We start from the raw sequence: 23,470 nt of genomic DNA, 5'->3' as shown, positions 1-23,470 counted from the left end.
AGTTTATCCTTTTCCGGCAAATTGAACAGAATATAAATGACTGTACAAGCCATTCAACGCTAATAATTCATCATGTGTGCCTTCTTCTACAACACAGCCTTGTTGTAGGACCACTATATGATCGGCATGTTTAATAGTACTCAATCTATGAGCAATCACTAAAGCCGTTCTATTTTTCATTAATCGTTCTAATGCTTCTTGTACAATTTTTTCACTTTCAGTATCTAAGGCTGAGGTAGCTTCATCAAGGATCAAAATACTAGGATTCTTCAAGATAGCTCTTGCAATGGCAATGCGTTGACGTTGACCGCCAGACAAGGAATTACCACGTTCTCCTACTACCGTATCAAATCCATTTGGTAATTTTTCGATAAATTCATAGGCATTCGCTGCTTTAGCTGCCGCAATGATTTCTTCGTCTGTTGCATCTAGACGACCATACAAGATATTTTCACGTACAGTCGCATTGAATAACATCGTATCCTGCGGTACTAAACCAATATTTTCTCGTAAGGACGTAAATGTGACATCTCGCACATCTACACCATCAATGCGAATGGCGCCACCTGTTACATCATAAAAACGTGGTAACAAGTTCGCTATCGTTGACTTACCGGCTCCAGAAGGACCAACAATCGCTACAGTTTGCCCTTGTTTTACCGTTAAATTAACACCTTTTAATGCCAAATTATCCTCATCATAGGCAAATTGTACATTATCGAATTCTACAGTTCCTTGTACATCCGTTAATGCTTTTGCCGTTGGGGATTCTTTCACATGCGGTTCTGTTTCTAAAATATCAATGACACGATCTCCGGCTGCCATCGCTTTTTGCAAGTTACCATACACCTGAGTTAAGCGTTTCACAGGATTTGATAGATTAATGGCATAAATTAAGAATGCAATCAAGGATCCTGCTGTAATATAACCTTGTACTACAGAATATCCGCCATACCATAAAATAATGACTACAGCAATAGCTGCTGCAAATTCCACCATAGGTCCCATGACAGCAGTTAATTTTGTAGCTTTCATAGCAGCATCAAAGTTATTTTGGTTCTCTTGTTCAAATCGCTTAAATTCATATGTTTCACGAGCAAAAGAACGAATCACACGAACACCGGAGATAACTTCTTGTAAAAATGCCGTAATATCTGCTGTTCTACCTTGTACCTCATGGCCTGCAGAGCGCAATTTTTTACCAAATATATTGGTTAATCCTAACACGACAGGAACAATAATCAATGTTAAAAGGGATAGTTTCCAGTCCAAGTAAAACATGAATACTAAGGACCCTACTAAGGTAACGCCTTCTGTCATAAAGGATATAAGGTTATCCACAATAGCTTGTTGCAAAGCACCTACATCACTCGTAACATTACTCATAATAACCCCTGTTTTACGGCGGTCAAAATAAGCTTGGTCTAACTTTTGTAAATGCTTAAACAAGGTTTCACGAATATCGATAACCACACGTTGCCCTACATAAGCCATCGTATAGTTTTGCCCATATGTAGCAAATCCACGAAGCAAGAAAATGATTAAGATGGCGACAACAATTAACGTTAATAAGCCTAAGTCTTTATCTTGCAATACTCCATCCACTACATTTCGGATTAACCATGGTACTACCAAATATCCCATGGCAGCGGCAATCATACAAAAAATCCCTAAGATGAGTCGCATTCTATATGGCAATACAAACGCCAATAGTTGTTTATAACGATTCATTTATGCCTCCTTCATTGCTACTGATGCAATGACATCAGCTACACGTTGCACCGCTCCCGGTGCCCCTAATTCTACTTTCACTTGTGCTAAATCAGCTTTCATCTGCGTATATGTCGCTTCATTATCTAAGATATTAGCTAGTTCTCGTTCTACATTTTCTGACGTTACGTCCCCTTGTAATAATTCAGGAATAATACGCCGTTTTGCCATAATATTAGGTAATCCAATATGGTCAATTTTAACCAATAGTTTACCGATTCCATACGTGACAGATGCCACTTTATAAATCAACACTGTAGGTACATTCATTAATGCTGTTTCCAAGGTCGCCGTTCCAGATGCCGCAATACAAGCTGTACAAATCTGCATTAAATCATAGTTATGACCTTCTGTAACAGTAACTGGCACAGAATAAGCTTGTAATATTCTATCAATATCTTCTTTGGGTATAGTATGTGCTCTCGGTAAGAAAAATTTCAAATCTTTGTGATTCTCATATAACCGTTCAGCGGCTGCTAACATGGTAGGTAATAAGCCTTCTACTTCTTGTTTGCGACTGCCTGGCATCAAGAGAATATTGCGACTTGTTGTATCTGCACCGAAATGAGCAAGAGCTGATTCATAGGACATGGTAGGATGTACAATATCTACTAAAGGATTTCCTACAAATTCCACATCTACGCCAAATTCACGATATGCCTCCGCTTCAAACGGGAAAATAGAGGCTACTTTTGTTACTGTTTTGGCGATATCCTTACCTCGGCCTTTATTCCAAGCCCAAATGGTTGGCGCAATGTAGTACACCACAGGGATATGTAATTCTTTTGCCACCTTAGCTAGCTTCATGTTAAAACCTGGATAGTCAATACACACCAACACATCTGGCTTTTCTCGTAGCATAGCTTCTTTTAAGAAACTGCGAAGTTTAAAAAAGGTAGGTAAATGTTTTAGTATTTCAACGATGCCGATAAACCCTAGTTGCTGAATATCATAAATAATATCCACACCAGCTTGTTTCATCAAATCTCCGCCCATACCAAATAGCTGTGCTTCCGGATATTTCTCCAATAAAGCCTTCGCCACACTGGCGCCGTGCGTATCTCCTGATGCTTCACCAGCAGAAAACATAATCTTCATGTTTACTCCTCATCCGGCCCTTCTACGGCACAGATTACGATCCCTAATTCATTTGCTTTTTGCAGCACTGCTTCTTGTTCAACAAAAATCGTCCGTTTTGCTTCCATAGCTAACACCTTACAGTTACTGCTAATCATAGATTCTAAGGTCTTCATACCTACTGCAGGAACATCGAAACGTACATCTTGATTAGGTTTTGCAGTTTTTACCACCACAGCACCTTCACGCCCCAAGGCCCCGCCTCGTTTGATACACTCATCTGTTCCTTCAATAGCTTCAATGGCCATCGCTGCTTGTTCTTTCACTACTACAGTTTGACCAATATCGAGAGCTCCCATTTGTTTGGCTAAGGTAAAGCCAAACTCAATATCTAGTTGCTCCACCTCTGTTGGTTTTCGAGTTGTCATCACACCCACCGGAGGCATAAGAGAACGCATGTATTTTGTTTGATCTGCTACAGATAGACCTTCTTTTTCTAATTCATCCACGATGGCCAACATGATCGTATCATCTTTACGATTACGCAAACGATTCAATAATTTAATGGTACGCATATCTGGAATGGTTGTTATCTTTTTATAGAGATGTTCCTTTGTCACTTTACCTAACATCGTTACATCAGTGACACCTTCTTTGAGGAACGTTTTAATCACTGTATCTGATTTAAAGACGCTGATTTGGTAGTATGCATCGGCCTCTGCTTGCAATTCAGGAGCACCATTTGTCACAACAGATATGACCACAACTTCATAGCCTTCATGTTGAGCTGCTCGCATAAATTCAACTGGCAGATTTCCAATTCCTGCAATCAATCCTACTTTCGCCATAACGCCTCCCACTAACTTTTAATTATAAAAATCCTAATCTATATTATATCACATAAAGGAGACAAATGGCATGAAAGTTCACAACAAAAAATACATGGCAAAGGCATATGTCATATACCTTCACCATGTATTTTAATTTCTAATTAATCTCTGCGTACACGCATGATACCACGATCTGCATTACGTAAGAAACGTAGCATATGTTCAATCTCAACAGAGGATGTTAAATTTAACTCCATTTCTTCAATGGCTTTAGATAAACTATAACCACTACGATAAATAATACGGAATGCTTTCTTCAATTCACGACGTACTTCTTCAGATACACCCGCACGTGCAAGACCCACCGAGTTCAGTCCGATGACATGTGCTGGCTGTCCATCCGCAATCACATAAGGAGGGATATCTTGTACAACTTTCGCCATACCACCTACCATAGCATTGCGTCCAATTTTTACAAATTGATGGACCCCGGCGATGCCACCGATGACAACCCTATCTTCTACGATTACGTGACCTGCAAGGCCTGCACAGTTACTCATAATTACATTATTGCCAACGATACAGTTATGCGCTACATGAGTACACGCTTGGAACAAGCAATTGTTGCCAATTCGCGTTTCTTCACCTTCCCCTGTGGCACGACTAATAGTTACGAATTCTCGAACTACTGTATTATCGCCAATGATGCAATAACTTTTTTCACCTTTAAATTTTAAATCTTGAGGTTCTAAACCGATAGCACAACCTGGGAAAAATTCATTATTTTTACCAATCGTTGTCCAGCCACCAATCACTACATTAGCACCGATTTTAGTACCATCTCCGATTTCAACATGTTCTCCAATGACTGCACCAGGACCAATAATAACATTTTTACCAATTTTTGCATCCGGATGTATGACTGCAGTACTATGAATTTCAGATGTTGCATTTTCCATGCCAACTACGATCATCTGTGTCACTCCTTATATTTTGAAAGTTATTCTGGCTTCACTAAGGCGAACATGTACTCACCACTTGCCACCAATTTATCACCAACATACGCACGACCTTCCACTTTACCCATACGGCCTTTGATTTTTACTACATCAGCTTCGATACGTACTTGGTCACCAGGTTTTACAGGGTGACGGAAACGCACTTTATCAATACCTGTAAACATTGGCGTTAAACCACGATTTTCTTCAGGATACAAGAGTGCAATCCCACCAACTTGAGCAATCGCTTCTGTAATCAATACGCCTGGCATCACAGGATTACCTGGAAAGTGACCCATGAAATGTGGTTCATTGAATGTACAGTTTTTAAGACCTACCGCACGTTTCATTGGTTCCATTTCAATAATACGATCTACCAATAAAAATGGATAACGGTGTGGTAGAATTTCCATAATCTCTTCAATTGTAAGAATCATGTTATGCCTCCTCTTGCATTTCTTTTAAAATTTCTCGACTTAATCGTGAGTTTAAATTATGACTTGATTTTACAGCAATAATATGGCCTTTTAAATGACCTACTAAAAATAAATCGCCTAATATATCTAAAATTTTATGTCGCACTAATTCGTCAGGGAAATTAAGTTCTGATAAGCAGGTTGTATCATCATAGACAATGACATTTTCTGTGGACCCACCTTTTGCCAGTCCCATCGCTTGTAATTGTTCAATTTCCTTTGTGAAACCAATCGTTCTAGCTGGTGCAATCTCCGTGGCAAACACATCAGGATTAATTTCATAATCTGCATGTTGTGTACCTAGCATAGGATGACTATTAATACTTGTGAAAGTCACTCGGAATCCATCATAAGGACGAATAATAATAAATTTATCTTCTTCATAGATACCATGGGATTGTTTCACAGTGTACACATGACGGTCTGCCTCTTGTTCTACAATACCAGCTTCTTTGATAAGCTGTACAAATGTGGCTGACCCACCATCTGCTATCGGAGGTTCTGGTGAATTTAATTCAATCACGCAATTGTCGATAGCCATACCATAGAAAGCTGCTAAAATATGTTCTACCGTAAATACTTTAGCCTCACCATCCTCTAATGTAGTAGCACGCATCGTATTCGTCACATTACGGATATCTGCTTTTACAGAAGGCGCGCCTGGCAAGTCTGTACGTACAAAGGTGATCCCTGTATTCGGCTCACTTGGTAAAATACGCATTTGTACAGGCAATCCACTATGCAAGCCAGCCCCTTCATAACTAATGGCTTTGCTAATTGTTTGTTGTTTCATGAGGACCTCCCTTCTACTATTTTTAATTCATTACATCTGGTGGTACTTCTATAGTATCACCATAAAATCGCCGTGTCCATTTCCAACGGTTATGGAGCCAAAACCAATCTTCTGGATAGCGTCTAATATAATCTTCTAGCCATTCATTGAGCATCGTCAATGTAACGGCAATATCACGTTTACGATCCTCTGTTTTTTCTGCATATACAGGAGGATGTACTGTAATTTCGTGCTTTTCAGTATATTCATTAAAACGAATGGTAATTGGAATAATCGGCACATCTTGCATGCGAGCCATCGCTGCTGGTCCTACAGGAGTCAATGTTTCGTAGCCGAAAAACGGCACTAACTGACCTTTATCTCCTGGATCTTGGTCCATGATAAGACCAATGAAAGAACCTTGTTGCAATTCTTTCACCATTTCACGAACCCCTGTTTTATAGGTGACGTGTTGTTGCATAAGCTCACGATATTCATTGATAAATTTGTCCGCATCACCTTGTTGTTGCATGGCTACTGAAATCAAAGGATAGCCTTCCGATGCTAAAATGCCTCCTAGTAATTCCCAGTTTCCACTATGGAGAGCGATAATAATAGCACCTTTTCCATCTTCTTTGGCAGATTCTAGATATTCACGACCTTCCATAGTGAACATCTCTTTGTACTTGCCATCTTTAATTTCAGGATACCGAAGCACATCCACGATCATACGACCAAATCGAGTCACACTAGCTTTGGCTATTCGTTTCGCCTCTACAGGATCATCTGTAATACGGCAAAACAAGATTTGTCCTATGGCCAATCGTTTTCGATTGCTTGGTGTGAAGAGCCACCCTAATTGTCCTAAGAGATATCCAATACCATATTGTACTCGATACGGCAAGGCACATAGGATAGCACTTAATACTTTCATACAGGTATATAACATAAGTACACCTATTTATCTTCTAATTTAGCTTGCAAAGCAGCTACTTCTTTTTCTAATGCTTTCAACTGTTTTACCATATCTGGCAATCGACTTTCATAGGCAGCCAATTTCAACCATTCTTTGTGTGGTCGCATTGGGAAACCTGCATATAATCCATTGGATGGCACATTACCTGTGATGCCCGTTTTACCGGCAAAGGTAACATTATCACCAATCGTAATATGTCCCGTACAGCCAGTTTGACCAGCAAAGATAACATGATTACCACATTTTGTGCTACCAGCGATACCGACTTGAGCAATCAAGAAGCAGTCTTCACCAATTTCCACATTATGACCTAGGTGAACTAAGTTGTCTATCTTTGTACCACGGCGCACCAAAGTAGAGCCCATTGTAGCATTGTCGATACAAGAGCAAGAGCCTACTTCCACATCATCTTCTAGAATCACATTACCTACTTGTGGGATATGTGTGTGCTTGCCATTTTCAGTGGCAAAGCCAAAGCCTTCTCCACCAATGACTGCATTAGCCCGTAACACAACTCGTTTTCCTAAAATACAGTTTTCATGCACAATAGAACTCGCATAGATTGTGGTACCTTCGCCAATACGTACATTATGTCCAATATATACATAGGCGTGTAATGTGACATTATCACCAATGATGGCATTATCGTAAACTACACAATAAGGTCCAATTTTTACATTCTTACCAATTGTTACGTTCTTACCAATAATGGCCGTTTCATGAATCCCCTCTGGAAATACCACAGGAGGATGGAATACTTCTAACAATTTAGCAAAGGCAGCTTTTGCATTGGACACTACGATTTGAGGAATCGTGCAATCTTCAATTTTTGCATCCACCAACAATGCCCCTGCTTTACTATCTTTTGCGAACTCTCTATAATCGCCGATAGCAAAGCTAATAGCATGTTCTGCTCCTTGATCTAAACTACGGGCTTCTTCAATACTAATAGAACCATCACCATATACGGTACCCTCAACCAGTTTGGCTAGGTCTTCTACTGAAAACTTCACGCTGAAGCCTCCTTACTTTTCACTCTCTTATTATTTACTAGTTTCTGCGGAAGAAGCGCCTTCATTCATCTTTTTAAGCACATCTTCTGTAATATCAATACCACCCGTTACAATGGCTTGATCATTCGCTACTACAGTCAATTCTTTTTCTTTCGCTACCGCTTGGATATTAGATTCCACATAAGCTTTGAACTCTTTACCCTTTGCTTGACCAAAGATTTGCAATTCTTGCTGTGCATTCATTTGTGTTTGGTGGAATTCGTCTTCTGTTTGTGTACCTTGCACTTGAGCTAAACGATCAGTTACTTCTTTTTGTTTCGCTTCCATTTCTTTATTGATATCTTTTGCTTTTTGGCTTTCTTGCACTAATTTTTCAGTGTTTACCACACCTACTTTATCTGTGGTGCCACAACCAGCAACCAATCCTAATGCACATACCATCATAGCTCCTGTAGCCATACGTTTCCACATTGATTTCATCACTTTACTCCTTTATTGTCCATACGATTGAATGATTTCATCTGTCAAATCCATACCAGTACGATCCGTAATATGGTTCACTACCACCAAATCTAGTTGCTTTGCTCTCGCCAGAACACCTGCACGAACTCGAATATCTTCTAGAATGGCATCATGTAGGGCTTGTACTTCATCTCGTTTTTGCGCCAATCTTTGTTCCCACTCTGCATCCCACAATGTGGTACCATCATGACGAACTTTTGCTAGTACTTCTTGCTGAGAGTCCACTAAACCTTTCATGGAGCGGTCCCTCTGTGCACCTAAAGCGTTAGCCTGTTCTGTCGCATAAGCACTTAACTTTTCTTGTGCTTCTGCACGAGCGGGTGCCATAGCTGCCGCCACTTTCGATTCAATGTCTTTCCATTGGTCGGAACCGCTTAGACCATGACTACGCTGTGCCAATAGTTCTGATAAACGCTGTTCTTTCTCACGTTTTTGCGTATCCCAACGTTGACGTTGCGTATCATCAATCGGTTTTACCTTCATTTCAGTTGTTAACCATAATTGTAAATTCACAATTTTTATATCTGCTTCACTAGGTTCTACTTTGTAGGCTTTTCGATATTCTTCAATCAATGCCCGTTGCTTAGCGGCTAACTCTTGATTTAATTCAGCTTCACGTAGGGCAATTTTAGTTTGTAACTCACGATTCAAACTTTCCGTTAAATTTGACTCTAACTGTTTCAGATGTTCTTCCGATTTGTTTACTTCAGCACCTAACTTAGACTTGAGAAGTTCATCTTCTCTATCTCGCTGTGCCTCTAACCGCAACAATTCCTTCTTTTGCTCATCATAATTGTGAAAGTTTGGATGTCGTTCCACCACTTCTTGCAATCGTACAACCCCAATTCGTGGTTCCTCTATTGCCTTCGATTGCTGATGTCCATAATATCCACCAATGCCCACAGCACATACTAGCATACCTATGAAAGCGAAGATAGGTCCTTTTCCCATTTGGATGTTACCTTATTTAGTTTCTGCTAATTTTTTGCTTACTTGTTCTGTAATATCAGTACCACCAAACAACACAGATTCGCGGCTCAACACAACACTAAGACCTTTACCATCTGCCACTGTTTTAGATGCTTCATCTACACGTTTTTTAAGATTATCTTGAATTGTTTGTTGCTTATCTTGCAATTTTTGACGAAGTTCATCAGATAATTTAGCTTTACCTGCTTCATCTAAATTAGCGGATTTTTCGTTAAATTCTTTTTGCAATTCTTCGTTATATGCTGCATATTCTTGTTGTGCATCTTGCACTAAGTTCGGATTGCTTTCTACAATTCGTTGCATGTCGATGACACCAATGTTACTAATTGCATTAGAACCACCATGTCCTGCCATCTGTGTGTACGCCAAAGCGCCCACACTAATAACAAAAAGAACGCCAACAATGATGGACACTGTTTTTACATTCTTTTTATTGTTCAATAAACGCATCATAGTGTATCTACCTTCTTTCTTTATATTCGTCCTATCAGGCGCAACCACCGATCATGGTCACCCCATATATATTCTAATCGTAAATATTCATGTACATCATAGGAAATAGCAAATTCATTGGCTTTCCCCGTGATATCTCTTTCATATCTTGCATTCCAACGGTTTCCAATAGTTTGTTGCACTATTCCATACTGGTGGTGATTAGGCAATCCATATTGATACCCTATCTTTGTATCTTTCGTGAATTGGTACCCATAAGATGGCTTAAAGGACCATTCCAAACGATTCGGCAAAAACTCTGTTTCTACATACCAATCATGTGGCCCATCATGAACCCCTGTATATAACCGTAATCCTACAGAATCTACGCCACGACCCATATCCAAATAGCCTTCTCCTCGAAGAATATACTTAGAAGAGTCTACATGAATTTGCAAGGTTGTCTCTGTTCCTACTTCTAGGGTGGGAATCATCGTCACACCAAACTGTGTAACACCACGACTTTTATTAAGTTCATCTTGTATCTCTTTTTCTATCATCATTTGGTGACGTCTCACAAAAGAGACTGGCAGACCTTCTAATTGACGCAGTTTCTTTTCATAATATTGACGCATAGTATAGAAGAACACGCTCGGTAATGTATTCGATTGAATCGTCACCGCCGTACGACTTACGCTGTTACCATTAGGAACTAAATACACTGTCGCTTTTGCTGTATCTCCTCCTACTACATCAATTTGTGGCGTAAATTCAGGAAGGGAACCTTCTAGGTCGCTTCGCACCGACTTTTGCACCAGTGGTGTAATCCAATCTAGTGAATCCAATGATGCTCCTAAGAGCATTTGCTCTAATCGTGGCTTTACATTCCCTAAATCGGCATCTATCAACGACCGTCCATAGGGAGATATATTGCCATAATTCACCGTAGTTTCCAGAGATTGTACTACCTTTCCATACGGCTCTAAGGTAAGATGAATATTCAAATTGTTGCCCACATCCATAGCTATAGCTTTTACCGTATATCCATAGAGGATTCGATCCACCACATCCATAGTTGCTTTTTCATAGGCCTGAAGAGACTCTCTAATTTGAAAGTCCTCTTTCCCTTGATACATATAGGTAGCCGCTCCTTGAATACTGGCGACCATCCGCGATTCCAAAGCTCTTGGAATCGCTCCCGTTGTACTGTGCAGGTCCACATGCACCGTCTGAACAGGAGCACCATAGACAGAGGGAATCCCTAATGTTGCCATCAGAAGAGCCCCTCCTATCCATTTTTGTATCATCATCAATTAGAATTGTCCACCAAAGCTGAAGTGGAATTTCTTTTGATTTTTACTAATACCATAGTCGATACGTACTGGACCAATTGGTGTTGTCACACGCACGCCGGCACCGACGGAAGCATTGAATGTTTTAGAATGAGAGAACCAAGGTACATTTGGAGCATCCCAAGCATCACCTAAGTCAGTGAATAAGGCGCCACTTACTTTATTCCAAATTGGGAAGCGATATTCAGCTGTGAAATTGTACATTTTCTTACCACGGTATTGATCATCCTCATAAGCACGAAGAGAATCAGAACCACCGATTGTATATAATTGGCTATATGGTAAATCCCCAACAGCCCAACCGATACGTCCACGGAACGCCAATACTTGTTTATTGCCTACTTTTTTGTACGTTCTCGCTTCGCCAGTAAATTTATAGAAGTTGAAGTCACCGCCTAAGCCATGACCACCCCATTGTAATGTACTAGATAAACGTTTACCACGACTTGGTTCGTATACATTATCACGGGAGTCGAATACTTTTTGCCAACTTACACTGTTTGTTGTGCCAAAGTTATGTTTTATGTATCCCGATGAAAGGAATGGATAACCATAGTTATTCCAGCGATGTCCTGAGCCAGGACCTCCTTTTACATCTGTATCATAACGGAAGCCACTGGAATCCTTGTTGTCCCAAATATAGGTATCTTTACGATGTTCTAATGTCAAATAATCACGAGTAAACTCAGCTGTTTGACGGCCTAAAGATACATTAAGACCATTGGATTTTCTATCATAGGTAGCCACAGATTGTCCTTTTTCATTGTAATCTGTGTATTCGTTTAATTGGTTGAAATAAGTTACGCCAAGGGATGTACCTTTGTTATCAATCCATGGACGCAAGTAAGATACAGAGTAATTTTTATATCCTGCTGTACCGCCGAATTCCCAGTGAACTTTAATTTTGTCACCAGTACCACGTAAGTTTTCTTCCCCTACTTCTACGATACCCACAAATCCATCAGAACCAGAGTAACCAGCACCTAATGTAATCGTACCTGTTTTATGTTCCAACACATCTACTTCAATGTTTACCGTTTCTTCTGTGGATCCTTGTGTTAAACGTACGTTTACATCATCAAAGAACCCTAAGTTATATACTTTTTCTACAGAACGACGTACTAAGAATTTATTAAATGGTTGACCCACTTTTTGGTTAAATTCACGAGTAATCACTCGATCTTTCGTTTTCTTATTACCATGTGGTGTAATACGTTCTACCATACCTTCTACCACAAATACGTGTAATACACCATTATCGTCTACAGCCATGTCTTTTACATGAGCTAAGATATAACCATCACGTTGGTACGCAGCATTGATACCTTGTACTTTTTCCCCTACGGAAATTGTATTCAATACAGAGTTAGGTTGCACGCCTAAATAGTTCACCAATACATCTGTTTTGTACACAGTGTTACCTTCTACAGACACACCTTTGATCACTGGGTTTAATGTTACATGGTACGCTACTTTCACACCTTCTGGCACTTCTGTAAATACTGGTGTAATTTCTGAAAGAACGCCAGAACCACCTAAGTTAGCAATCTCTTTAGAAATGCCTTCTACTGTAACAGCATCACCAATTTGACCTTGCAATAAGGATAGGAATGCTGGTTGATTAGCTGCATCAAGACCTTCAATAGAGATATTTGTAATTGTTTTACCTACATATTTTTGTAATTCTGTTTCTGTTAACGATGTGAAATAACGAGCTTGTACTTGAGGAATCGCTGTTTCCACACCAGCTGCTTGTGCTTCTTCTAATTTATCACCACCAGCTTTTGTGATGGTTTTAACTTCTTTATCATTCGTAGCCAAAGAAGAGTTATCCACACGTTTACGTTGTTCTTCAATTGCATCACGTTGTGCCGCTTCCGATAAGCCTTCACGAGCTGCAGCGATGGCTGCTTCTGTGGCTGCATCACCAGCAGCTACCGTTTCTTGGCGTGTAGTATTTTGCTTTCCTAGGTCCGCCATGGACAATTTAGCAATTGTTTTGCCACTTTCCGTTGTCGTAGCATTGTCAGCAAATACTGGAGTTGCACTGATTGCTGCTAGGACAGCAAAGGTTAAAAATTTCTTATAAGATAGGTTTCCCTTCATATATGTTCCTCCTTAGAATATAAAAGGTGCTAATCTCGCAAAATACGTCCACCAGCTTGCACTGCATGTAACATGTCTTTTGAACTAATAGAGGGCTCTGGTGTTGCCTCCACAGTTGGTCGCGTAGTCACCACATGTTCCTGTTTTTCCACGGTTTCCACTACTTTTGTTTCTGCTTGCTCTACAGGTGGTGATTCTTTTACAACCATTGGAGTACTAACCTTGTTTGGCTGTACTTCCACCTGTGTGTCAATGACAGGAGTGTGCGCCGTATTTCCTGTTTCATGTTGTGATAGCCACCAATGTGTTGCTCCTATGATTCCTACTAGTACGAGTGCTAAGACAGCTCGTTGTGCATAGGACAGAATAGAAGGTTTCCCTTCATTCATTTGCTTCATCTCTGCTTGTGCCAAGAAGAGATGAAAGTTTCCTTTCACACTTCCTTTGTTAGCATACGATGTAGCTGCTGCATCTAACCAGGCACGAACCATGCGAATGCGTTTTTCCATAGGTGTTGTTACAGGTTCCATACGTTCCTCCTTTCATAACTATATAATCGTAGTTAGAAAGAAAAAAGTGAACCAATTTTTTACTATCTTTACTATTATACCAATGAACCGCTATTTTGCCTATTTTTTTCTACTAACTTTCTATATAGTACCCTACTTTTTTAAAACTTCAATGAAGAATTGCTTTCAATACCATTCCATCTCACCACAGTTCGCCAGATATCTCAATCTATGCTATACTTATTCATAGCATGTAAGGAGGTTCCTTATGGACATACTAATTAATGTGGGGATTTCATTCCTTGTAGGCCTAATCTCCCTATTTCTTATACTCAAGATTGAACCACACAGCCATCATGTGCTAAGCACATCTGGACGTATCAATCGCTTTCAATTTATCATAAGCATATTATTTTTATCTGCTACCATGCATATCTTTAATATGTTTATCCAACAACTGTTAAATGTAGTGGTCATTTTGCCAGCCTATTTTGCCATTAAAGCATTAGCCTATGCCGGTTATATCATATTGTTACCGTTCTACTATACCTTACACATCCGTCGTCTCAATGACATTGGATTGCCTGGTCGCTTTATCGGCATCTTGTTGGGCATGTATATTCTATGTACAAATCTATACATCCCATTAAAAAATGTATACATCTTACATCTTATTATTGTCTATATCCTTCATGGATTCCTAGCCTGTTTCCCTGGTTCTACCGGAAACAACCGCTACGGATCTCCTACACGTTGGCCAAGTAAAAGTAAGAAAGGATAGTCACTATGGGATTCTTCGATTGGTTCACTCAGACCCCAGACCACATCATAAGTTATGCCCCTGGCGGTCATACATTGCAAGTTAAAATTACTTACAATACAGAAACAGGTCTTTTTACGTATCGTGGTCGCTATGGTACACGTGCGAAGTTTTACGATACAGATATCGACCATATTGACAATAAAGAGGTGAGTCGCACCCATCGTGTCTTGCTCATTCAAGGTAAGGATACTTGTCTCGCCACCCTCGATGTTCTCACCAACTTAGTCAATGAAAATTTACAAGCTTGGATTGAATCTCGTGGCGCCGTGGCTTACGATTACGATCAACAACAACGTGGCTTATGGGTAAATACTGCCGCTGTGAAAGCCGCCATCGATGCAGGACCTCCAGTGGAAACTGCTACCATTGAAGTTGAAGACACCTCAGATGATGCTGCTAGCACATCTGTTCCTACACCAACAGAAGATGACCCCATTCTTCGTATCAAACAATTAAAAGAACTCCTTGATATGGGAGCCATTACCGACGAAGAGTTTCAACAGAAAAAAGAAGAATTACTCAATAAAATCTAAACACCAAAAGGACTGCTCTCAGTGTCTCTTTCACTGGAACAGTCCTTTTCTATGTGTCATTCAATATTCTCTTCTCTTTTACGGCATAATAATGCCACCAACTAAGTTCGATACATGTTCGATGTGTTGGCTTTCACAATAAGCGCTCATTTCACTAGCGATGATGCCAATAGCTCGTGGATCTACCATCGTTGCCGTCCCCACAGACACGATGTCAGCTCCTACTAGCATAAATTCTAAGGCATCTTCACCAGTCATGATGCCACCGCCCCCCATAATTGGGATTTCAATAGCTTGTGCCACTTGATGCGTTAAGCGCAATGCCACTGGTTTTACAGCTGGACCAGATAAACCACCATAGATATTCCCCAATAATGGCTTACGAGTCCGTAAATCTACAGACATCCCTAATAGGGTATTAATCATACTGATACCATCTGCACCTGCCGCTTCTACAGCACGAGCAATCTCTACGATATCTGTTACATTAGGCGATAATTTCATAATCACTGGCAAATCTGTATGCCCTTTTACCGCTTTACATACAGCAGCCGCACTCTCCGCCTGCACACCAAATGCCATACCTCCGCATTTTACATTAGGACAACTAATGTTGACCTCTAAGGCTGCTACACCTTCGACAGTCAATGTTTTTGCCATATATTCATACTCTTCCAGTGTATTACCAGAGATATTGGCAAAAATTGGCACATCATATTGTTTTAAATTTGGCAATATATCTGCTACAAATGCTTCTGCTCCAGGATTTTCTAATCCAATACAGTTCAACACCCCAGATGGTGTTTCAGCGATACGTACACCAGCATTACCAGGTCGAGCGGTAGGTGTTAAACCTTTTACAGAAATCGCGCCTACCTCTGTATTGAGGTCTAAGTAACCATCGTATTCCAATCCGAACCCAAAGGTGCCCGATGCTGCTACGATAGGATTTTTCATGGAGATACCACAGAACTCCACTGCTAATTTAGGATCTACAGTAGCCATTAGTAAAACACCTCCTCAGCAGGGAATACAGGGCCATCTTTACATACTTTATACCGTGTACCACTTTTACCTTGGCAAGCACAGCCTACGCAACCGCCAGTACCACAACCCATGCGTTCCTCTAAAGACACTTGGCAAGGCACTTCCATTTGTTGCGCTACAGCAGCTACACCTTTCATCATCGGTGTAGGACCACATGTCAAGACCGCATCAAACTGCTCTTCTTTCATCAGTGTTTCCATCACAGTCGTAGGATATCCCTTAGTCCCTAACGATCCATCATCTGTGGTGATATGAACGGTCACGGGGCTATCTTTGAACAAGTCTGCCCAGAAAGATTCGCTTGCATTGCGGAACCCTAATATCACATGCGCCTCTTGGCCTGGTTGTAACCGATCAGCGATACATAGCATGGGCGCAATTCCAACACCGCCACCTACGAGTAACATACGGTCTGCAGTGGTAAACGCTTGACCTAATGGTCCCAAGCAATCTAAGGTATCCCCCTCTTTTAGTTTGGTCATTAGTTCAGTGCCCTTACCTACCACACGATACAATAAGTCGATAGTGCCTGCTTTCGCATCAAATCCTGCATAACTGATAGGTCGGCGCAACAAAGGAGCTGTGCCCCCTGTAACACGAACATTACAAAACTGTCCTAGTTGTGCCTCTTTTGCTTGTTTGGGTGCATATACGGATAGTCTCCATACATCACTGCCTATTTGGGTGTTATGAATCACTCGACCCATTTCTACATATCCACTCATGTATGATTACTCCATTTCATAATCTTGAACAGCATCTACTGTAATTACATCACCTGCAGTAGCGCGACTCGCTACGACATGTAACACTTCACGAGCTGTATCCAAGGATGTCAAGCATGGTACACCCATTTCTACAGCCAAACGACGCAATTGGAATCCTTCACGCTCTGGTTTTTTACCATAGGTTAATGTATTCAACATCAAGTCCACCTTACCTTCACGAATGAAGTCAGCGCAGTTTGGATTACCTTCAGAAATTTTATTTACTACAGTGCAATCCACGCCATGTTCTGTGAAGTAACGGCCTGTACCACCAGTAGCCATAATATGGTATCCCAAATCGATGAAACCTTTTGCTAAACGAGCTGCTTCTTCTTTATCACGGTCTGCTACAGTCATCAAGATATTACCTTTATCTGGAATGCGCATATTGGCACCATGGATGGCTTTGAATAAAGCATCTGCATAGGTGCGACCAATACCCATTACTTCCCCAGTGGATTTCATTTCTGGTCCTAGGGCAATTTCTACTAAGCCCATTTTAGAGAAGGAGAATACTGGTGCTTTCACCGCCACATGTGAACGAGCTGGTACTAATCCCGTTGGCAATCCCAAGCTTTCCAAGGTTTCTCCTAAAGCGATACGTGTCGCATATTCTACCATGTTGATACCTGTTACTTTACTGATGAAAGGCACTGTACGGCTAGAACGTGGGTTTACTTCGATAACATGAAGCTCACTATTTACCACGATGTATTGGATGTTGAGCACACCTTTTACATTAAGGCCTTTAGCGATGCGACGTGTGTAATCTACGATTTGTTCTGTCAATTCCTCAGATAAATGTTGTGCTGGATATACGGCGATGGAGTCACCAGAGTGTACGCCGGCACGTTCTACTTGTTCCATAATACCAGGGATGCATACATCGATACCATCAGAGATAGCATCTACTTCTACTTCCATGCCTACCATATAGCGGTCGATTAACACTGGGTGATCTTTCGATGCTACTACAGCTTCTTTCATGTAACGATCTAATTCTTGGTCATTATATACAATTTCCATAGCACGACCACCTAGTACATAGGACGGACGGACAATCAATGGATATTGCAAGCGTTTTGCAGCTTCTAAAGCTTCTTCGTCACTAGTTACCAAAGCGCCTACTGGACGTGGAATTTCCAGTTTTGCCAACAATTCATCGAAACGTTCACGGTCTTCTGCCATATCGATGCTATCCACAGATGTACCTAGAATGTTTACACCTCGTGCAGCCAACGGTCCTGCTAAGTTAATGGCTGTTTGTCCACCGAACTGAGCGATAACTCCTACTGGGTTCTCCTTGCGGATAATTTCCATTACATCATCTACAGTCAACGGTTCAAAGTACAAGCTATCAGATGTATCAAAATCTGTACTTACTGTCTCTGGGTTATTATTAATGATGATGGATTTCATGCCCGCTTTACGCAATGCCCAAGAGGAATGAACGGAGCAATAATCGAATTCTACCCCTTGTCCGATACGAATAGGGCCAGAACCAAGAACGATAACACTATTTTCACCACGTGGTACTACTTCATCTTCCTTCGCATAAGCACTGTAGTAGTATGGTGTGTGCGCTTCAAATTCAGCGGCACAGGTATCTACATATTTATAGGTTGGATGAATATTCCATTCATTGCGTTTTGCCAACACTTCTTCAGCACTACAATTTGCATATCTAGCAATGACTTGGTCTGGGAAAGAATAACGCTTCGCAGTTTTTAAATTTGCTTCTGTTACACCATTAGTAGCCAAATCTTTCTCCACCATCACGATGTTTTTGATTTTATTGATGAAAAAAGAGTTTATTTTTGTTATATAGCAAATTTTTTCTACACTAATGCCCACACGAAGAGCTTGAGCGATGACATAGAGACGTTCATCATCCACTAATTGTAATCGTTCAATGAGTTGCTCAGGCATTTCATGAGCAATCTTTTTCAGTTCAATATGATCTAATCCAATTTCTAGAGAGCGAATGGCTTTTAATAGAGACCCTTCTAAGGTTCTGTCGATAGCCATAACTTCGCCAGTGGCTTTCATTTGCGTTCCCAACGTACGGTCCGCCAAATTAAATTTTTCAAATGGCCAACGAGGAAATTTTGTTACCACATAGTCCAAGGATGGTTCAAAGCACGCTTTAGTTTCTCCTGTAACGGCATTTGTAATTTCATCTAAGGTCATGCCAATAGCAACCTTCGCTGCTACCTTAGCAATTGGGTAGCCTGTCGCTTTGGAAGCCAATGCCGAGGAACGAGATACACGTGGATTTACTTCAATAACATAGTATTGATTGCTGTATGGATCCAAGGCATATTGCACATTACAGCCACCTTCAATTTCAAGATAACGAATGATATCGACAGAGGCAGTACGCAACATTTGGTATTGTATATCGTTCAAGGTTTGCGATGGTGCCACTACCACCGAATCACCTGTATGTACCCCTACTGGGTCAATATTTTCCATATTACATACAATGATACAGTTATCTGCGCGGTCACGCATTACTTCGTATTCTACTTCTTTCCAACCAGCTACGGATCGTTCAACAAGAATTTGATGGATCGGGCTAAGCTTGATGCCACGAAGGGCAATCATGTACATTTCTTCTTCGTTATGAGCAATACCGCCACCTGTACCACCTAATGTATAGGCAGGACGGATGATGATAGGGTATCCGATACGATTAGCAAATTCTACCGCTTCTACCACATCACTGAAAATATCAGATTCTGGCACAGGTTGGTTGATACGTTTCATAGCCTCTTTAAACAATTCACGGTCTTCCGCTTGTTTAATAGCCTCTAAAGTAGTACCTAATAATTTTACATTATACTCCTTAAGGACTCCTGCCTCTGAGAGTTCTACCGCCATATTGAGGCCAACTTGTCCACCTAAGGTAGCCAACACACCATATGGGCGTTCTTTACGAATAATCTCTGTAACAAACTCCAAAGAAATCGGCTCAATATAAACGCGGTCCGCAATATCACGGTCTGTCATAATAGTAGCCGGATTGGAGTTCACTAATACAACTTCATAACCTTCTTCACGAAGAGATTGACAAGCCTGTGTGCCTGCATAATCAAACTCAGCTGCCTGTCCGATAATAATTGGACCAGAACCAATTACAAGAACTTTTTTCTTTTCCATCATTAACCTCTTCTCATCAATGTTTTAAAACGTTCAAACAAATACACATTATCAGTCGGCCCCGGAGATGCTTCTGGGTGATATTGTACCGACATAATCGGCAATTCATTATGCACTAATCCTTCTACAGTACCATCATTCACACTGCGATGGGATACACGCAATCCAGAACCCTCTAGGCTTGCTTCATCAACTGCATACCCATGATTTTGAGAGGTAATATGAACACGATTCGTATCTAAATCTTTTACTGGATGGTTAGATCCACGATGACCAAAACGTAACTTATACGTTTCACCACCAAATGCACGAGCAATCAATTGATGTCCCATGCAAATGCCAAAAATAGGTTTTTGGCCTACTAATTTTTTTATTTCTTCAACAATTTCAGGTACGTCTTTCGGGTCTCCCGGTCCATTAGACAAGAAGATTCCATCAGGATTGCAAGCCATCACTGTTTCAGCTTTTGTATGAGCTGGGAAAATTGTCAATCGGCATCCTTCATTTTCCAAGGATTGAAGAATATTTTCTTTCACACCAAAATCGTATACAGCTACATGAAACTCTGCTGAATCTTGACCACGGCGACCTTCCCACTTTGTGGTAACACGCATAATGTGATCTGTCGCTAGTGGTTGCGCTAATAAAGCATCGATTTTCTCTTGTGGTGTATCTGTTGGGCAAATAACCCCTTTCATTACGCCATGGCTGCGGATAGCACGTGTAATGGCACGTGTATCCACATTGTATAAGCATGGAATTCCATGGCTTCTCATATATTCCTCAAATGTCCCCTCATTTTGCCAATTACTAGGGAACGTACACAATTCTCCTACAATCATGGCTTTGCAATAGGGCTTAGAAGATTGATCTACCTCACGTGTGACACCATAATTGCCTACTAATGGGTACGTTAAAGTAATAATTTGATCTGCATATGACGGATCCGTTAAAATCTCTTGATATCCTGTCATCCCTGTATTAAACACTACTTCGCCAACGATTGGCATGCCCCCCAGCAATGTGCCCTCAAAGATAGTTCCATTTTCTAATACTAGTTTTCCTGTCACCCGATTACAACCCCGTCTTTCATTACAATTTGTCCATCTACTACTGTTAATTTTGCTTTACCAGTGACTGTCATACCATCAAATGGGCATGATTTACCACGAGTGTAGAATTTGTTTCTATCTACAGTCCATGTTTCGTCTAAGGAAAGCACTGAAATATCTGCAGGTTTACCTACTTCAAGTACGCCACCGTCTACTCCGATTAATTGAGCTGGTTTAGTACTCATCAAATTGATGATTTCATCAATTGTGAGGATACCTGTTTTTAATACATGTGTAACTACTGCCGCAAAGGATGTTTCCAATCCTGTGAAACCATTTGCTGCACAACAGAATTCCACATCTTTTTCTTCGTACGCATGTGGTGCATGGTCCGTAATTATGGCATCAATTGTGCCATCTTGCAACGCTTCTAACAACGCTTGACGATGATCTTCAGAACGAATTGGCGGAGCCATTTTGAAATCTGCATTATAATCTCGTAAATATTCGTCTGTAAAAGCCAAATGTTGACTTGTTACTTCACATGTTACTTTTACACCTTGTGCTTTTGCACGACGTACTTGGTCTACTGCACTTTTTGTACTTACGTGAGCAATGTGGATATGTCCACCAGTCATTTCTGCTAGCATAATATCACGAGCTACCGCTAGATCTTCTGCTACAGCTGGACGACCTTTTACACCCATTTCATAAGAAACAATGCCTTCATGCATATGACCTTCGCAAGTTAAACTACATTCTTCGGCGTGATCCACAACCATTTTTCCAAACATGGATGAATATTCTAGAGCACGACGCATGAAAGCTGCACTTTCTACATAATGTCCGTCATCGGAGAAACCTACTACACCAGCTTCTGCCATATCACCCATTTCTGCAAGTTCTTTTCCTTGCAAGCCTTTAGACACAGCGCCCATAAAATCTACTTTTACAACTCCTGTCAATTCAGCTTGTTTACGCAATCCACGTACTAGTGGAGCATTATCCACAACAGGGTTTGTATTTGCCATCGTTACAACACGTGTAAATCCACCTGCTGCTGCCGCTTGCGTACCACTGTGAAAGTCTTCTTTTGCTTCTTGACCTGGCTCACGCAAATGCGTGTGAATGTCAATCAAACCTGGTGCTACGATTAAGCCTGTTGCATCATACACTTCTGCTTGGTCAGCTTGTAAATTTTGTCCAATCGCCGTAATTACACCATTTTCTACAAGAATATCTGCTACTTCATGTTGTCCTTTTGCCGGGTTAACTACCGTACCATTTTTAATCAGCAAGCTCACTACCGTCACCTCCGATAATTGTTAAGTATAAAATCGCCATGCGGATGGCTACACCATTACGTACTTGTTCTTGGATGACTGATGCGTCACCATATGCAACATCTGGCGCAATTTCAAGACCTCTATTCATTGGTCCTGGATGCAATACTAATACATCATCTTTTGCATTTTCTAAGACAGATTTATTAATACCAAAGATACGTGCATATTCACGATTACTTGGATATAAAGCGGAGTGAATCCGTTCTAATTGGATACGCAATACGTTTACTACATCTGCATCTTTCACAGCTTCACGTACATCATGATGAACTGTAACACCCATTTTTTCTAGTTCTGGATATACTAACGTGCGTGGACCAGCTAGATGTACATCAGCACCCATTGTTTTTAAACCGTAGATATTGGAGCGCGCTACACGGCTATGCATAATATCGCCTATGATAACTACTTTTAAACCTTCTAATGTAGGTTTATGTTCTAAGATAGAATACATATCTAACAAGGCTTGTGTTGGATGTTCATGGGCTCCATCACCAGCATTGATAATAATTGGATCTACGCATTTTGTGGCATATAAAGGAGCGCCCTCTTCACCAGATCGCATTACGATGGCATCTGTTCCCATATAGGACATAGTTAGTAATGTGTCACGGAAACTTTCTCCCTTTGCCATAGAGCTACCGCTTTTAGAAATGTTGATGACATCAGCTCCTAAATATTTACCTGCTAACTCAAAGGAACTTCTTGTGCGCGTGCTATTCTCCATAAACAGGTTAATAATAGATTTACCTTTTAATAATGGATGTTTCTTATTGTCTGATAAAACAATTTTCTTCATTTTTTTCGCTACGCGTAAAATGAGTTCAATTTCTTCTTTTGACCGACCTTGCAGTCCTAATAGGTGCTTACCTTTCAAGCTGATTTCTCCCATCATAGCCTCCTTTGTAGTACTTCTG

The 23,470-nt window shown here is 40.7% G+C and carries 22 protein-coding genes; 2 read left to right on the top strand and 20 right to left on the bottom strand.

The genetic code is table 11. The annotated features are described in order from the left end of the window. Window positions 1-3: 3 nt before the first annotated feature. The 14 genes from msbA to EO121_RS05380 form a co-directional block, all read right to left on the bottom strand. Window positions 4-1,731: a lipid A export permease/ATP-binding protein MsbA gene (gene msbA, locus EO121_RS05445; protein ID WP_127166614.1), complete on the bottom strand. Its 1,728-nt coding sequence runs from the start codon at window positions 1,729-1,731 to the stop codon at window positions 4-6. Next, window positions 1,732-2,868: a lipid-A-disaccharide synthase gene (gene lpxB / locus EO121_RS05440; RefSeq protein ID WP_127166612.1), complete on the bottom strand. Its 1,137-nt coding sequence runs from the start codon at window positions 2,866-2,868 to the stop codon at window positions 1,732-1,734. Window positions 2,869-2,870: 2 nt separating this feature from the next. Next, on the bottom strand, window positions 2,871-3,695 hold the full coding sequence (locus EO121_RS05435) for an LpxI family protein (RefSeq protein ID WP_127166610.1): 825 nt from the start codon (window positions 3,693-3,695) through the stop codon (window positions 2,871-2,873). Between the two features lie 143 nt (window positions 3,696-3,838). Further along, window positions 3,839-4,651 (bottom strand): acyl-ACP--UDP-N-acetylglucosamine O-acyltransferase, encoded by an 813-nt coding sequence (lpxA, locus tag EO121_RS05430; RefSeq protein ID WP_127068655.1) that lies wholly within the window; start codon window positions 4,649-4,651, stop codon window positions 3,839-3,841. A 26-nt stretch (window positions 4,652-4,677) separates the two neighbouring features. Beyond that, window positions 4,678-5,112 carry a 3-hydroxyacyl-ACP dehydratase FabZ gene (fabZ, locus tag EO121_RS05425; protein ID WP_009353694.1) on the bottom strand — a complete coding sequence of 145 codons (435 nt, stop codon included), beginning with the start codon at window positions 5,110-5,112 and terminating at the stop codon, window positions 4,678-4,680. Between the two features lies 1 nt (window position 5,113). Then, window positions 5,114-5,944, bottom strand: coding sequence for a UDP-3-O-acyl-N-acetylglucosamine deacetylase (gene lpxC / locus EO121_RS05420; protein WP_127166608.1), 831 nt, complete (start codon window positions 5,942-5,944; stop codon window positions 5,114-5,116). Window positions 5,945-5,966: 22 nt separating this feature from the next. After that, window positions 5,967-6,857 (bottom strand): lysophospholipid acyltransferase family protein, encoded by an 891-nt coding sequence (locus EO121_RS05415; RefSeq protein WP_127166643.1) that lies wholly within the window; start codon window positions 6,855-6,857, stop codon window positions 5,967-5,969. Window positions 6,858-6,880: 23 nt separating this feature from the next. Continuing rightward, window positions 6,881-7,912: a UDP-3-O-(3-hydroxymyristoyl)glucosamine N-acyltransferase gene (lpxD, locus tag EO121_RS05410; RefSeq protein WP_127068652.1), complete on the bottom strand. Its 1,032-nt coding sequence runs from the start codon at window positions 7,910-7,912 to the stop codon at window positions 6,881-6,883. A 30-nt stretch (window positions 7,913-7,942) separates the two neighbouring features. Then, window positions 7,943-8,392, bottom strand: a complete 450-nt coding sequence (locus EO121_RS05405; RefSeq protein ID WP_127166607.1) for an OmpH family outer membrane protein — start codon at window positions 8,390-8,392, stop codon at window positions 7,943-7,945. Between the two features lie 12 nt (window positions 8,393-8,404). Continuing rightward, window positions 8,405-9,385: a hypothetical protein gene (locus EO121_RS05400; protein ID WP_127166605.1), complete on the bottom strand. Its 981-nt coding sequence runs from the start codon at window positions 9,383-9,385 to the stop codon at window positions 8,405-8,407. Between the two features lie 12 nt (window positions 9,386-9,397). Continuing rightward, the gene (locus EO121_RS05395; RefSeq protein ID WP_127068649.1) at window positions 9,398-9,877 is read right to left on the bottom strand and encodes an OmpH family outer membrane protein; all 480 of its coding nucleotides are present in this window, start codon (window positions 9,875-9,877) and stop codon (window positions 9,398-9,400) included. Window positions 9,878-9,897: 20 nt separating this feature from the next. Then, window positions 9,898-11,130, bottom strand: a complete 1,233-nt coding sequence (locus EO121_RS05390; protein ID WP_127166603.1) for a hypothetical protein — start codon at window positions 11,128-11,130, stop codon at window positions 9,898-9,900. Between the two features lie 39 nt (window positions 11,131-11,169). Continuing rightward, the gene (locus EO121_RS05385; RefSeq protein WP_127166601.1) at window positions 11,170-13,314 is read right to left on the bottom strand and encodes an outer membrane protein assembly factor; all 2,145 of its coding nucleotides are present in this window, start codon (window positions 13,312-13,314) and stop codon (window positions 11,170-11,172) included. Window positions 13,315-13,343: 29 nt separating this feature from the next. After that, window positions 13,344-13,844 (bottom strand): hypothetical protein, encoded by a 501-nt coding sequence (locus EO121_RS05380; RefSeq protein WP_127160529.1) that lies wholly within the window; start codon window positions 13,842-13,844, stop codon window positions 13,344-13,346. Between the two features lie 247 nt (window positions 13,845-14,091). Here EO121_RS05380 and EO121_RS05375 point away from each other — a divergent pair, with 247 nt between their 5' ends. Beyond that, window positions 14,092-14,604 (top strand): DUF805 domain-containing protein, encoded by a 513-nt coding sequence (locus EO121_RS05375; RefSeq protein WP_127166599.1) that lies wholly within the window; start codon window positions 14,092-14,094, stop codon window positions 14,602-14,604. A gap of 5 nt (window positions 14,605-14,609) precedes the next feature. Beyond that, entirely contained in the window at window positions 14,610-15,179 is a 570-nt protein-coding gene (locus EO121_RS05370) for an SHOCT domain-containing protein (RefSeq protein WP_127166597.1), read from the top strand. A gap of 78 nt (window positions 15,180-15,257) precedes the next feature. Here EO121_RS05370 and EO121_RS05365 read toward each other — a convergent pair whose 3' ends face one another. From EO121_RS05365 to EO121_RS05340, 6 genes are read right to left on the bottom strand one after another with little or no spacing between them, the layout of a single operon-like run. After that, entirely contained in the window at window positions 15,258-16,184 is a 927-nt protein-coding gene (locus EO121_RS05365) for a dihydroorotate dehydrogenase (protein ID WP_127166595.1), read from the bottom strand. Continuing rightward, window positions 16,184-16,951 (bottom strand): dihydroorotate dehydrogenase electron transfer subunit, encoded by a 768-nt coding sequence (locus EO121_RS05360; protein ID WP_127166593.1) that lies wholly within the window; start codon window positions 16,949-16,951, stop codon window positions 16,184-16,186. The genes EO121_RS05365 and EO121_RS05360 overlap by 1 nt, the downstream gene beginning before the upstream one ends. Before the next feature lie 6 nt (window positions 16,952-16,957). Then, entirely contained in the window at window positions 16,958-20,155 is a 3,198-nt protein-coding gene (carB, locus tag EO121_RS05355; RefSeq protein ID WP_370447213.1) for a carbamoyl-phosphate synthase large subunit, read from the bottom strand. Window positions 20,156-20,157: 2 nt separating this feature from the next. After that, complete coding sequence (gene carA / locus EO121_RS05350) at window positions 20,158-21,225, bottom strand: glutamine-hydrolyzing carbamoyl-phosphate synthase small subunit (RefSeq protein ID WP_127166589.1); 1,068 nt, start codon at window positions 21,223-21,225, stop codon at window positions 20,158-20,160. Continuing rightward, the gene (locus EO121_RS05345; RefSeq protein ID WP_127166588.1) at window positions 21,222-22,511 is read right to left on the bottom strand and encodes a dihydroorotase; all 1,290 of its coding nucleotides are present in this window, start codon (window positions 22,509-22,511) and stop codon (window positions 21,222-21,224) included. The genes carA and EO121_RS05345 overlap by 4 nt, the downstream gene beginning before the upstream one ends. Next, window positions 22,495-23,445, bottom strand: a complete 951-nt coding sequence (locus EO121_RS05340) for an aspartate carbamoyltransferase catalytic subunit (protein ID WP_127166587.1) — start codon at window positions 23,443-23,445, stop codon at window positions 22,495-22,497. The genes EO121_RS05345 and EO121_RS05340 overlap by 17 nt, the downstream gene beginning before the upstream one ends. Window positions 23,446-23,470 lie beyond the last annotated feature (25 nt).

The organism is Veillonella sp. CHU732 (assembly GCF_003992085.1).
GTDB lineage: Bacteria > Bacillota > Negativicutes > Veillonellales > Veillonellaceae > F0422.
This window is presented reverse-complemented; position numbering and strand designations above follow the sequence as displayed.